8 protein-coding genes are annotated in these 13,153 nt (G+C 66.8%); 5 read left to right on the top strand and 3 right to left on the bottom strand.

The window, feature by feature from the left end; all coding sequences use genetic code 11:
* Positions 1–328 precede the first annotated feature (328 nt).
* The 5 genes from pimA to I5M_RS11575 all read left to right on the top strand — a co-directional run bounded on the left by pimA (position 329) and on the right by I5M_RS11575 (position 6,763).
* Positions 329–1,996: a dicarboxylate--CoA ligase PimA gene (gene pimA, locus I5M_RS11595; RefSeq protein WP_022721557.1), complete on the top strand. Its 1,668-nt coding sequence runs from the start codon at positions 329–331 to the stop codon at positions 1,994–1,996.
* A 16-nt stretch (positions 1,997–2,012) separates the two neighbouring features.
* Positions 2,013–3,200 carry an acetyl-CoA C-acyltransferase gene (locus I5M_RS11590; protein WP_022721556.1) on the top strand — a complete coding sequence of 396 codons (1,188 nt, stop codon included), beginning with the start codon at positions 2,013–2,015 and terminating at the stop codon, positions 3,198–3,200.
* 147 nt (positions 3,201–3,347) lie between these two features.
* Positions 3,348–4,538, top strand: a complete 1,191-nt coding sequence (pimC, locus tag I5M_RS11585) for a pimeloyl-CoA dehydrogenase large subunit (protein ID WP_022721555.1) — start codon at positions 3,348–3,350, stop codon at positions 4,536–4,538.
* Between the two features lie 166 nt (positions 4,539–4,704).
* A complete protein-coding gene (pimD, locus tag I5M_RS11580) occupies positions 4,705–5,847 on the top strand; it encodes a pimeloyl-CoA dehydrogenase small subunit (protein WP_022721554.1) in 1,143 nt (380 codons plus the stop codon).
* A gap of 142 nt (positions 5,848–5,989) precedes the next feature.
* On the top strand, positions 5,990–6,763 hold the full coding sequence (locus tag I5M_RS11575) for an SDR family NAD(P)-dependent oxidoreductase (protein WP_022721553.1): 774 nt from the start codon (positions 5,990–5,992) through the stop codon (positions 6,761–6,763).
* A 283-nt stretch (positions 6,764–7,046) separates the two neighbouring features.
* On the opposite strand, the gene I5M_RS11570 is transcribed toward I5M_RS11575, so the two are convergent.
* From I5M_RS11570 to I5M_RS11560, 3 genes are read right to left on the bottom strand one after another with little or no spacing between them, the layout of a single operon-like run.
* Positions 7,047–9,740, bottom strand: a complete 2,694-nt coding sequence (locus I5M_RS11570) for a nitrate reductase (protein ID WP_022721552.1) — start codon at positions 9,738–9,740, stop codon at positions 7,047–7,049.
* A complete protein-coding gene (locus I5M_RS11565; protein WP_022721551.1) occupies positions 9,740–11,368 on the bottom strand; it encodes a sulfite reductase subunit alpha in 1,629 nt (542 codons plus the stop codon). Before I5M_RS11565 ends, I5M_RS11570 begins: the two co-directional genes overlap by 1 nt.
* Positions 11,365–13,131 (bottom strand): NirA family protein, encoded by a 1,767-nt coding sequence (locus I5M_RS11560; protein ID WP_031336105.1) that lies wholly within the window; start codon positions 13,129–13,131, stop codon positions 11,365–11,367. The genes I5M_RS11565 and I5M_RS11560 overlap by 4 nt, the downstream gene beginning before the upstream one ends.
* Positions 13,132–13,153 lie beyond the last annotated feature (22 nt).

Raw genomic sequence — 13,153 nt, 5'->3', positions numbered from 1 at the left:
CACAAGGCGGCGGCGTGATCTCCTCCGCATTCGGGACCCGCCTTCGGGCGCTCCCCTCGCGTTCGTCATTCCGGGGCGCGCATAGCGCGAACCCGGAATCCAGAAGTTGTCGGCGCGAGATTCCGGGTTCGCAAGCTTCGCTTGCGCCCCGGAATGACGAGTGGATAGTTCTCCCGCTCCCTCTCCCGCTTGCGGGAGAGGGCCGGGGCGAGGGCGACGCGGGCACAGTGCCTGGGGATCCCCACCCCCGACCCCTCCCCGCAAGGGGGAGGGGAGGTCCGCTTCCTCGCTTCGAAACAGTCGTTAGTTCATTCTGCAATGGTTATGCATGACCAAACCCGGTGAGCAGTACTATCCGCCCGGCATCCGCTGGGATGTCGAGATCCCGCGCGGCACGTTGCCCGGGTTACTGGCGCAGGCGGCGCAAAACTACGGCGCGCGGCCGGCGCTGGAATTCCGCGATCGCCAGATCACTTACACCAAGCTCGAAGCGCTGGCCGAGACCGCCGCCGCGGCGCTGCTCGCCGCCGGCTACGGCAAGGGCTCGTCGGTCGCGCTGTTTCTCGGCAATACGCCCGATCATCCCATCAACTTCTTCGGCGTGCTCAAGGCCGGTGCCCGTGTCGTGCATCTGTCGCCGCTCGACGGTGAGCGCGCGCTGTCGCACAAGCTCAGCGATTCCGGCGCGCGGGTGCTGATCACCACCGATTCCGCCGCGCTGCTGCCGATGGCCGAGAAGTTTCTCGCCAAGGGTCTGCTCGATCGGCTGATCATTTGCGCCGATGCGACCTGGGGCGCCTCCGCGACGCCGCTGGCGCCGCTGCCGAACGATCCGCGGGTGATCACTTACGCCGACTTTGTCAAGGATGCGCCGAAGCCTGCGGCGTGGCCGGCGATCGCGCCGGACGACATCGCGCTGCTGCAATACACCGGCGGCACCACCGGTCTGCCTAAAGGCGCGATGCTGACCCACGGCAATCTCACCGCGGCCGAAGCCATCTTCAGCATCTGGTGGGCGCCGAACCGGCGCGACGGCGTGATCGAGCGCGTCATCTGCGTGCTGCCGCTGTTCCACATCTACGCGCTCACCGTGATCCTGCTACGCACGCTGCGCCAGGGTGATCTGATCTCGCTGCATCAGCGCTTCGACGTCGCGTCGATCTTCCGCGACATCGAAGAGAAGCGCGCGACGTCCTTCCCCGGCGTGCCGACGATGTGGATCGCACTCGCCAACGATCCGTCGCTGGAGAGCCGCGATCTGTCGTCGCTCGTCACCGCCGGCTCCGGCGGCGCGCCGCTGCCGGTCGAAGTCGCGCGGTTGTTCGAGCGCAAGACCGGTCTGTCGCTCAAGAGCGGCTGGGGCATGACCGAAACCTGTTCGCCGGGCACCGGCCATCCGCCGGAAGGGCCGGACAAACCGGGCTCGATCGGCCTGATGCTGCCGGGCATCGAACTCGACGTCGTTTCGCTGGAAGATACTTCGAAAGTCCTGAAGCCCGGCGAAGTCGGCGAGATCCGCGTCCGCGGCCCCAACGTCACCAAGGGTTATTGGAATCGGCCCGAGGAGTCGGCGCACAGCTTCGTCGGCGATTGGTTTCTCACCGGCGACATCGGCTATATGGACCAGGACGGTTACTTTTACCTGGTCGATCGCAAGAAGGACATGATCATCTCCGGCGGCTTCAACGTCTATCCGCAGATGATCGAGCAGGCGATCTACGAACATCCGGCGGTACAGGAAGTCATCGTCATCGGCGTGCCGGACAGCTATCGCGGCGAGGCCGCCAAAGCGTTCGTCAAGCTGCGGACCGGCGCACAGCCGTTCAGCATCGAGGACCTGCGGACCTTCCTCACCGGCAAGCTCGGCAAGCACGAGCTGCCGACGGCGGTGGAATTCCTCGACGAACTGCCGCGTACCACGGTGGGCAAATTGTCCCGCCACGAACTCCGCAATCAGCTGACCCCAGCCGAAACTCAAACCGTTCACGCATCCTAACAACCAGGAGTCATTCATGACCGAGGCCGTCATCGTTTCCACCGCGCGCACGCCGATCGGCAAGGCCTATCGCGGCGCCCTCAACGCCACAGAGGGCGCGACCCTGCTCGGCCACGCCATCGAGCACGCGGTGAAGCGCGCCGGCATCGACCCCAAGGAGGTCGAGGACGTGGTGATGGGCGCGGCGCTGCAGCAGGGCGCCACCGGCGGCAACATTGCCCGCAAGGCGCTGCTCCGCGCCGGCCTGCCGGTGACCACCGCCGGCACCACCATCGATCGTCAGTGCGCCTCGGGCCTGCAGGCGATGGCGCTGGCGGCGCGTTCGGTGATCTTCGACGGCGTCGAGATCGCGGTCGGCGGCGGCGGCGAGTCGATCAGCCTGGTGCAGAACGACAAGATGAACACCTTCCACGCCGTCGATCCGGCGCTCGAGGCGATCAAGGGCGACGTCTACATGGCGATGCTCGACACCGCCGAGACCGTGGCCAAGCGCTACAACATCTCGCGCGAGCGCCAGGACGAGTACTCGCTGGAGAGCCAGCGCCGCACCGCCGCCGCGCAGCAGGGCGGCAAGTTCAAGGACGAGATCGCGCCGATCTCGACCAAGATGGGCGTCGTCGACAAGGCCACCGGCGCTGTGTCGTTCAAGGACATCACGCTGTCGCAGGACGAAGGCCCGCGGCCCGATACGTCCGCCGAAGGCCTCGCCGGCCTGAAGGCCGTGCGCGGCGAGGGCTTCACCATCACCGCCGGCAATGCCAGCCAGCTCTCCGACGGCGCTTCCGCCACGGTGATCATGAGCGACAAGACCGCGGCCGCGAAGGGCCTCAAGCCGCTCGGCATCTTCCGCGGCATGGTCTCGCACGGCTGCGAGCCGGACGAGATGGGCATCGGCCCGGTGTTCGCGGTGCCGCGCCTGTTGAAGCGCCACGGCCTCACCGTCGACGATATCGGCGTCTGGGAGCTCAACGAAGCCTTCGCGGTGCAGGTGCTGTACTGCCGCGACAAGCTCGGCATCGATCCAGAGAAGCTCAACGTCAACGGCGGCGCGATCTCGGTCGGCCATCCCTACGGCATGTCGGGCGCGCGCCTCGCCGGCCACGCGCTGATCGAAGGCCGCCGCCGCAAGGCCAAGTACGCGGTCGTGACGATGTGCGTCGGCGGCGGCATGGGCTCGGCGGGTCTGTTCGAGATCGTGCAGTAACCAAACTAACAACGTCATTCCGGGGCGCGCGTAGCGCGAGCCCGGAATCCATAACCACCGCCGGGAGTATGGATTCCGGGCCTGCGCCCTAGAGGGCGCATCCCGGAATGACGAGGCGGGAGGCATTCGTTTCACAAGGAGGATCCGATGGATCTGAATTTCAGCAAGGAAGAGATCGCGTTCCGCGACGAGGTGCGGGCCTTCTTCAAGGACCACGTGCCGGCGAAGACCAAGCAGAAGCTCGTCGAGGGCCGTCATCCCAGCAAGGACGAGATGGTGGAGTGGTATCGCATCCTCCACAAGAAGGGCTGGGGCGTGACGCATTGGCCGGTCGAATACGGCGGCACCGGCTGGAGCAGCGTGCAGCACTACATCTTCAACGAAGAGCTGCAGGCGGCGCCGGCGCCGCAGCCGCTCGCCTTCGGCGTCTCGATGGTCGGCCCGGTGATCTACACGTTCGGCAGCGAGGAGCAGAAGAAGCGCTTCCTGCCGCGCATCGCCAGCGTCGAGGATTGGTGGTGCCAGGGCTTCTCCGAGCCCGGCTCGGGTTCCGACCTCGCGTCGCTGAAGACCAAGGCCGAGCGCAAGGGCGACAAGTGGATCATCAACGGCCAGAAGACCTGGACCACGCTGGCGCAATACGCCGACTGGATCTTCTGCCTGTGCCGCACCGATCCCAGCGCCAAGAAGCAGTCGGGCATCTCCTTCATTCTCGTCGACATGAAGTCGAAGGGAATCACGGTGCGTCCGATCCAGACCATCGACGGCGGCCACGAGGTCAACGAAGTATTCTTCGACGACGTCGAGGTGCCGATCGAGAATCTTGTCGGTGAGGAGAACAAGGGCTGGGACTACGCCAAGTTCCTGCTCGGCAACGAGCGCACCGGCATCGCCCGCGTCGGCATGTCGAAGGAGCGCATCCGCCGTATCAAGGATCTGGCCGCCAAGGTCGAGTCCGGCGGCAAGCCGGTGATCGAGGATCCGAAGTTCCGCGAACGGCTGGCCGCGGTCGAGATCGACCTCAAGGCGCTCGAACTCACTCAGCTCCGTGTGGTCGCCGATGAAGGCAAGCACGGCAAGGGCAAGCCGAACCCGGCGTCGTCGGTGCTGAAGATCAAGGGCTCCGAGATCCAGCAGGCGACCACCGAGCTTCTGATGGAAGTCATCGGCCCGTTCGCGGCGCCCTACGACGTGCACGGCGACGACGGCTCCAACGAGACGATGGATTGGACCGCGCAGATCGCCCCGAGCTACTTCAACAACCGCAAGGTCTCGATCTACGGCGGCTCCAACGAGATCCAGCGCAACATCATCACCAAGGCGGTGCTCGGGCTGTAAGGCCCCACCGCTGTCATTCCGGGGCGCTCACGAAGTGAGCGAACCCGGAATCCATAACCCCTGCCGGGAGTATGGATTCCGGGCCTGCGCCCCAAGGGGCGCATCCCGGAATGACGAACATGCGCGTTGGCGCGAGATCAGTTCCTGAATTCGAGGAAGCATCACCATGGATTTTGATTTGTCGGAGGAGCAGCGGCTTCTCAAGGAGAGCGTCGAGGGCCTGCTCAAGGGCTCTTACGATTTCGACAGCCGCAAGAAGTACGCCAAGGAGAACGGCGGCTGGAGCCGTTCGATGTGGGCCAAGTTCGCCGAGCAGGGCCTGCTCGGTCTGCCGTTCGCCGAGGAAGACGGCGGCTTCGGTGCCGGTGCGGTCGAGACCATGATCGTGATGGAAGCGCTCGGCCATTCGCTGGTGCTCGAGCCGTATCTGCCGACGGTGGTGATCGCCGGCGGCTTTCTGCGCCGCGCCGGCTCGGCCGAGCAGAAGGCCGCGCATCTGCCCGGCATCATCGACGGCAGCAAGACCTTCGCGTTCGCGCAGCTCGAGAAGAACTCGCGTTGGGATCTCGGCGACGTCTCCACCACCGCCAAGAAGAAGGGCGACGGCTGGGTCATCGACGGCGAGAAGTTCGTGGTGCTGAACGGCGAGGCTGCCGACACGCTGGTGGTCACCGCGCGTACCGCAGGCGGCCAGCGCGATCGCAATGGCGTCGGCGTGTTCCTGGTGCCGGCGAACGCCAAGGGCGTCACCAGGAAGGGCTATCCGACACAGGACGGCCTGCACGCGGCCGATATCACCTTCACCGGCGTCGAAGTCGGCGCCGATGCGGCGATCGGCGATGCGGCCAACGGCCTACCGCTGATCGAAGCGGTCGTCGACGATGCCCGCACGGCGCTGTGCGCCGAGGCGGTCGGCGCGATGGATGAATCGCTCACCACCACGGTCGAGTACATCAAGACCCGCAAGCAGTTCGGCGTGCCGATCGGCAGCTTCCAGGTGCTGCAGCATCGCGCCGCCGACATGTTCGTCGCCACTGAGCAGGCGAGATCGATGGCGATGTTCGCCACCATGGCGGCCGAGTTCGACGACGCCAAGGAGCGCGCCAACGCGGTCGCGGCCGCCAAGGTGCAGATCGGCAAGTCCGGCAAGTTCGTCGGCCAGCAGTCGATCCAGCTTCACGGCGGCATCGGCATGACCATGGAAGCCAAGATCGGCCACTACTTCAAGCGGCTGACCATGATCGAGCAGACCTTCGGCGACACGGATTATCACCTGACGCAAGTCAGCAATAGCGGCGGGTTGATCTGATCGTCTGCCTCCACGAGTCATTCCGGGGCGCTCACGAAGTGAGCGAACCCGGAATCTCTCTTCGCCATACCATCGAGATTCCGGGTTCGCGAGCTGCGCTCGCGCCCCGGAATGACTCCAAGAAACTTCTAGGAGCCCCGCCATGACCGCCAACCCGTTCGATCTCACCGGCAAGGTGGCCGTCGTCACCGGTTCGTCGCGCGGCATCGGGCGGGCGTCGGCGGAGCTGCTCGCCAAGCTCGGCGCCAAGGTGGTGGTGTCGAGCCGCAAGGCCGATGCGTGCGAGGAAGTCGCGGAGGGCATCCGCAAGGACGGCGGCGACGCCCACGTCATCGCCTGCAACATCTCGCGCAAGGCCGAGGTCGAGGCGCTGATCGACGGCACCAATGCCAAATACGGCAAGGTCGACATCCTGGTCTGCAATGCGGCGGTGAATCCGTATTACGGTCCGCTGCTCGACATCACCGACGAAGCCTTCGACAAGATCATGGCGTCGAACGTCAAGAGCAACATCTGGCTCTGCGCCAAGGCGATTCCGCAGATGGCCGAGCGCGGCTCCGGCTCGGTGGTGATCATCTCGTCGATCGGTGGCCTGCGCGGTTCGACCGTGATCGGCGCCTACGGCATTTCCAAAGCGGCCGACTTCGCGCTGTGCCGCAGCCTCGCCGGCGAATGGGGCCCCAAGGGCGTTCGCGTCAACGCCATCGCGCCGGGCCTGGTCAAGACCGACTTCGCCCGCGCGCTGTGGGAAGACGAAGCGCTGCTGAAGCGCCGCACCGCCGGCACCCCGCTGCGCCGCATCGGCGAACCCCACGAAATCGCCGGCGCCGTCGCGTATCTCGGCTCGGATGCCTCGACCTTCATGACCGGCCAGACCATCGTCATCGACGGCGGCGTGACGACGGCGTCGGTGTAGTTAGAAGTCTCCCGGTTGTCATTCCGGGGCGCTCACGAAGTGAGCGAACCCGGAATCTCTCTTAGCTACAATTCGGGATTCCGGGTTCGCGAGCTACGCTCGCGCCCCGGAATGACGAACGATAAGCCTGTAGCTTGTAGGGTGGGCAACAGCTTGTAGGGTGGGCAAAGGCGCGGAGCGCCGTGCCCACGCGAACTCGCTCAGCGCCCGTGTCGCCCCTCACCCCACCCCTCTCCCCGCAAGAGCGGGGCGAGGGAGCAAGCCGGCACGAGTTGTTAGTCCGCTACACTGTTTCCGGTACCTTCGCCCCCGCCACGATCTTGCGCAGCTCCGGCAGGCACGAGCCGCAATTCGTCCCGGCGCGGAGCGCCGTGCCGATGGCTTCGACGCTGGTGGCCGCGCCGCTTTCGATCGCGTCGCGGATGGTGCTGAGGCCGACGCCGAAGCAGGCGCAGACGGTGGGGCCGCAATCGGCGAGGCCGGCGGTCGAGCGTCCCGACAACACGGCGCGGCGGTCGCGCGGCTCGACCGCGTCGGTCTCGAACAGCGCCTTGACGGCATCCCAGCTCGGCGCGGTCGCGGTCGGGCCGATGAACAGGCAAAACACCAGTCGCCCCTCATCGAAGGCCGCGAGCCGCAGCACGCCATGCGGCTCGTCGAGATATTCGGCGACTTCGACGCCGTCGCCGATCTGTGCGCTCGCCCAGTCGCGCCACTGCGCCAGCGGCGCGTCGCTGGCGAGCAGCACGCCATGGCCGCCGCGCAAGCTTACGCGCGCCCACCAGGTGTCGTCCGGCAGCGCCAGCCTGTCCCGTGCCAGCACGAAGCCGCAGCTCGCAAACGTAACGCTCGCGATCGCCGCCGGCGTCGCCTTGGCTTCCGGCTGGCCGGAAAACGGATCGGTGACCGGCGTCACCAGCGCGCCGACGCGCGCCATGCCGGCGGTGTCGCCGCTCCAGTGAATCGGCGCGAACACCGAGCCGTCGCGCTGCCCGGCGCTGACGCGGACGCGCAGCACACAGGCGCCGTAGCTCGTCGACACGCGCGCGAAGCCACTGTCGCGCACGCCGTAGAGCGCCGCATCGTGCGGGCTGACTTCGACGAACGGCTCCGGCAGATGCGCGCCGAGCCGCGGGCTGAGGCCGCTGCGCGTCATGGTGTGCCACTGGTCGCGGATGCGGCCGGTGTTCAGCACCAGCGGATAGCGTCCCGTCGGCGCAGCGCGTGGCGCCGGCGGCTCCGGCGCGATCAGCCGCGCCTTGCGATCCGGCGTGTAGTAATTGCCTCGCGCAAAGAACCGCGAGTCGGCGAGCGGCTGGCCGGCGGGCGCCGGCCATTGCACCGGATCGAGCGCGTTGAAGGCCTGCTCGCTGAGCTGCGCCAGAGCGCCGATGTCGAAGTCGCGGCTGCCGTTGTTCTCGAATGCCGACAGTGCCGCGTGCTCGCGGAAGATGTCGGCGGCCGACTGATACGTGAAGGCGTTGCCAAAACCCAACCGCTGCGCCACCTGGCTGACGATCCACCAGTCGGGCTTGGCTTCGCCCGGCAGCGGCAGGAACGCGCGCTGCCTGGAGATGCGGCGCTCGGAGTTGGTGACGGTGCCGTCCTTCTCGCCCCACGCCGCCGCCGGCATCAGCACATGCGCGCCGGCCGCGACGGTGTCGTTGCTGATTACGTTTTCCGAGATCACCAGCAGGTCGAGCTTGCGAAGGGCATCGCGGACATAGTCGGCGCGCGGCAGCGAAACCGCCGGATTGGTCGCCATCACCCACAGCGCCTTGATCTCGCCGCGCGCAATGGCGTCGAACAACTGCACCGCCTTGAGGCCCTCGCGCTGCGCCATGTTCGACGCGCGCCAGAAACGGCCGACGCGATCGATCGACTCCGGATCAAAGCCCATGTGGGCGGCGAGCTGGTTGGCGAGGCCGCCGACCTCGCGTCCGCCCATCGCGTTGGGCTGGCCGGTGAGTGAGAACGGCCCCATGCCGGGCCTGCCGATGCGGCCGGTGGCAAGGTGGCAGTTGATGATCGCATTGACTTTATCGGTGCCTTGCGCCGACTGATTGACGCCTTGCGAATAGCAGGTGACGACCTTGTCAGTGGCGCGGAACAGATCGAAGAAGCGGGCAACGTTAGCCTCGCTCACGCCTGTGGCCGCCGCCGTCGCTGCCACGCTCGGGGCGATCTCTCGCGCCCGTAGCAACGCCTCGACGAAGCCGGTCGTATGCGCATCGAGATAGTTGCGATCCAGCGCGCCCGTTTCGGCAAGATGCACCAGCAGCCCGCTAAACAGCGCGGTGTCCATGCCGGGCGCCACCGGCAGATGCAGATCGTCGTCCTCGACGCTCGCGGTGCGGCGCGGATCGATCACCACGATACGGGCGCCCCGCGCCCGCTTGTTGGCCAGCATGCGCTGATACAGAACCGGATGACACCACGCCGCGTTGGAGCCGACCAGTACGATGAGATCGGCCTCGTCGAGATCGGCATAGCTGCCCGGCACGGTGTCGCTGCCGAAGGCGCGGCGATGGCCGGCGACCGATGAGGCCATGCACAGCCGCGAATTAGTGTCCACGTTGGCCGAACCGATGAAGCCTTTCATCAGCTTGTTGGCGACGTAGTAGTCTTCGGTGAGGAGTTGCCCGGACAGATAGAACGCCACCGAGTCCGGACCATGCTTGGCGATGATATCGGCGAAGCCGTCCGCCACCCGCGTCAGCGCGTCGTCCCACGACGCCCGCGCCATCGTGCCATCATCGCCACGCACCATTGGATGCAGCAGCCGCGTGTCGAGCGCCAGCGTTTCGCCGAGCGCCGAGCCTTTCGAGCACAGCCGGCCGAAATTCGCCGGATGCTCCGGATCGCCACTGATCGCCGCGCCGCCGAGGCCGTCGGGTTTGGCGAGGACGCCGCAGCCGACGCCGCAATAGGCACAGGTGGTGCGGACTGCGGGGGGATGCTGCGCCGACGCGTTCATCAGTAGACGTCCTGCTGATAGCGGCCGTGCTTCTTCAGGTCGGAGACGAAGGCAATGGCTTCGGCCTGCGTGCGTGCACCGTGCTGGGCGACGATATCGACCAGCGCCAGCTCGACATCCTTGGCCATGCGCTTTGCGTCGCCGCACACATAGATGTTGGCGCCCTCGGTGATCCAGCTCCACAGATCGCGGCCGACTTCGCGCATGCGGTCCTGCACGTAGATCTTCTCGCTGCCGTCGCGCGACCACGCCAGCGACAGGCGTGTCAGCAGACCCGAGCGCTTCATCGCATTGAGTTCGTCGTCGTAGAAGAAATCGCAGGCCGAGCGCTGATGGCCGAAGAACAGCCAGTTCTTGCCGGGCGCCTGCACGGCCTGCCGCTCGTGCAAGAAGGCCCGGAACGGCGCGACGCCGGTGCCGGGGCCGACCATGATGATCGGCTGATTGGCATCGGCGGGCAGGGCGAAGTTGTGCGCCTTCTGCACATAGACGCGGACCGTGTCGCCGGGAGCGACGCGCTCGGCGAGGCCGGTCGAACAGACGCCGAGGCGCTGGCGCTTGCCAATGACGTAGCGCACGCAATCGACGGTGAGCGACAACCGGCCGGGGATGGTCTTCGGCGACGACGAGATCGAATACAGCCGCGGCTGCAGCGGATCGAGCGCCTCGACGAAGGCTTCGGGATCGGGCCGTATGCCGGGAAACTTCTCCAGCGCCGCCAGCACGTCGAGCGTCGCGGCATCGCCGTGCGGGTCTTCGCCATTTGCCAAAGCGCGTGCGGTTTTTCTCTTGTCGCCGCCGGTGATGTAGCTGATCAGCTGGAACAGCATGTCGGGCGCCGGCGACAGCGATACGCTGTCGATCAGCACCTCGCGCAACGTGCGGCCGCCGATCGGAAAATCGGCCGGCGCGCCGAGCGCCTTGATCACCTGATCGACCAGCGCCGGATCATTCAGCGGAAACAGCCCGAAAGAGTCGCCGACCTCGTAGGCGAGGCAATCTTCGAGCTCGAACTCGATGTGCCAGGTCTCCTTTTCGGACGCGCCCTTGTTGAGCCGGCGCCGCGATAGCACTGTCGCGGTCGCGGGGTTATCGCGCGAGGTGCCGCGCGGCGGCAGCGTCGATGGCACCGCGGGCGCCGCATCGGCGACGGCCGGCGAGCTGTCCGGCTTCGGCGCGCTGCCGATCTGCTCGGCCAGCGACTTGACCATGCGGGCAGTGTCCTTGCCGCCGGGCGCGCACAGGTTCAGCCGCGTTTCCTTGCCCTCGAAGATCGCCGCCGAGTAGTTGCGGCAGTCGTAGCCGCATTGGCCGCAGTCCTGCTGGGCCATCGCGGCCATCAGCTTCCAACGCAGCGGCTTGCCTTCGGCGAGCTGCATGCGCTCGCCGATCGGCAGCGTCTGGTCGTGCCACGGCGCGCCGCCGTCGTCGTCCTCCGCGGCCGTGCCTGGTGCCGGGCCTCCGGCGAGCAGCGACGCGGCCTGATCGGGCGAAAGCGCAGTAACGCCGGCGCCATCGAGCGACACCAGCCCAGCGAAGAAGCCGTTGAGCCAGGCGCGTTGCTCCTCGGAGAACGGCGCGGTCTCCGGGATCAGCATCGGGATCGGCGGCGGCATATTCTGGCTCATGCCGTGGTCTCCGGCTCTCGGGCAAACATCTGCTTCAGCGCCGCCGCGTCGTGGCGGCGGGTGAAGTCGAGGAAGCTTTCGGCGGAAGAGTGCCGCTGCGCCAGGTACACGCTCAGCATGTGCTCGATCACGCGCGGCGCATCCTCCTGCTTGACGTCACGCAGCACCTCGGTGCCGATTGCGGCGCGCTCGCCGAACGCGCCGCCGACGTGGATGTGAAAGCCGTTGACGCTGTCTTCGTCCGAGATTGCGACGCGGGCGCCGATCAGGCCGATGTCGCCGATGTAGTGCTGGGCGCAGGTGTTGTGGCAGCCGGTGACGTGGATGTTGATCGGCGTGTCGAGCGTCACGCGCGGCTCGCACCACTGCGCGATGGCCTCGGCGGTCTCCTTGGTCTGCGCCGCGCCGAAGCGGCAGCCGGTGGCGCCGGTGCAGGCGATCAGTCCGGCGCGAAGCGGGCTGGCATCGATCGCGAGGCCCAGCGCCAGGATGGCAGCGGTCGCCTCGACCACCCGCGCATCGGCAACGCCGGAGACGAGCAGGTTCTGCCACACGGTGAGGCGGATATCGCCGTCACCAAAGCTGCGCGCGATCTCAGCAAGGCCGCGCATCTGCGCGCTGGTCAGCTTGCCGAGCGGCAGCCGCAGGCCGATCCAGTTCAGTCCGTCCTGCTTCTGCTTGTGTACGCCGATATGAGCGCTGCGATCCTGCGCCGGCCGCGGCTGCGCGGCTTCGGCCGGTACGCGCAGCAGCTTTCGGCCGAGCCGCTCCTCGACGAGTCCCAAAAACTTGTCGAAGCCGAACGCATCGAGCACGTATTTCAGCCGCGACTTGTTGCGGTCGGTGCGGTCGCCGTGTTCGATAAACACGCGGATGATCGCGTCGGCAACTTCGGTGGCTTCGTCCGGCGGCACCATCACGCCGGTGTCGCGGGCAAAATCCTTGTGGCCGGTGATGCCGCCGAGCGCGAGGCGAAACCACACGCCGGGCGCGGCGCCGTGGCCATCGCCGATCTGCACTGCCTGGAAAGCGATGTCGTTTGTGTCTTCCAGAGTCGGGATCAGTCCGCCGCCGTCGAACGCCACGTTGAACTTGCGCGGCAGGCCGAACAACGTGCGTTCGTTGAGAATGTGGAAGTGCCATTCGCGCGCGTAAGCCCGGGTGTCGAGCAGCTCCTGCGGATCGATGCCGGCGGTCGCCGAGCCGGTGACGTTGCGGATGTTGTCGGCGCCCGAGCCGCGCGACCACAGGCCGAGGCTTTCGATGCCCTCGATCAGCTTGACGGCGTTCTTCGGCTCGATCTCGCGCATCTGCAGATTGGCGCGCGTGGTGACGTGCGAATAGCCGCCCGCGTAATTATCAGCGATATCGGCGAGGCCGGCCATCTGCCACGAACTCAGCACGCCGTTGGGAATGCGCAGGCGGCACATGTAGGAGGTCTGCGCCGGCGCGACGTAGAACAGGCCGTAGTAACGCCAGCGGAAATTATCCGCCGGCTTCGGCGCCGCGTTGGCCTTGGCCTGCTGCTTCAGCCGCGCATAGGCGTCGAACGGATGTTCGTCGCGCTTCCACTTCTCCTGCTCGCTGAGCTTCTTGCCGGCGGCGACCACGCGATCCTGCGCTTCGAGGTGAATCGCGTCCGGGCCGCTCGGCTTGGCGCTGCCGCCGGCGGGCAGGGTGCCGCGCGCCGCACGCGCTGCGGTCAGGCCCGAGGCGAAGCCCTGCAGATAGCGCTTCTGATCGCCGGTGAATTCACTTCCCATCATGCCCTCAAGCTGCGATCCC

Source organism: Rhodopseudomonas sp. B29 (assembly GCF_000333455.1).
In the GTDB taxonomy this organism is placed as follows: domain Bacteria; phylum Pseudomonadota; class Alphaproteobacteria; order Rhizobiales; family Xanthobacteraceae; genus Rhodopseudomonas.
The sequence above is the reverse complement of the archived record's forward strand: the minus strand, read 5'-3'. Positions and strand labels throughout refer to the sequence as shown.

Coding starts and splice junctions, on each gene's coding strand:
- pimA (WP_022721557.1), top strand. CDS start 329: ATGACCAAACCCGGTGAGCAGTACTATCCGCCCGGCATCCGCTGGGAT.
- I5M_RS11590 (WP_022721556.1), top strand. CDS start 2,013: ATGACCGAGGCCGTCATCGTTTCCACCGCGCGCACGCCGATCGGCAAG.
- pimC (WP_022721555.1), top strand. CDS start 3,348: ATGGATCTGAATTTCAGCAAGGAAGAGATCGCGTTCCGCGACGAGGTG.
- pimD (WP_022721554.1), top strand. CDS start 4,705: ATGGATTTTGATTTGTCGGAGGAGCAGCGGCTTCTCAAGGAGAGCGTC.
- I5M_RS11575 (WP_022721553.1), top strand. CDS start 5,990: ATGACCGCCAACCCGTTCGATCTCACCGGCAAGGTGGCCGTCGTCACC.
- I5M_RS11570 (WP_022721552.1), bottom strand. CDS start 9,740: ATGAACGCGTCGGCGCAGCATCCCCCCGCAGTCCGCACCACCTGTGCC.
- I5M_RS11565 (WP_022721551.1), bottom strand. CDS start 11,368: ATGAGCCAGAATATGCCGCCGCCGATCCCGATGCTGATCCCGGAGACC.
- I5M_RS11560 (WP_031336105.1), bottom strand. CDS start 13,131: ATGGGAAGTGAATTCACCGGCGATCAGAAGCGCTATCTGCAGGGCTTC.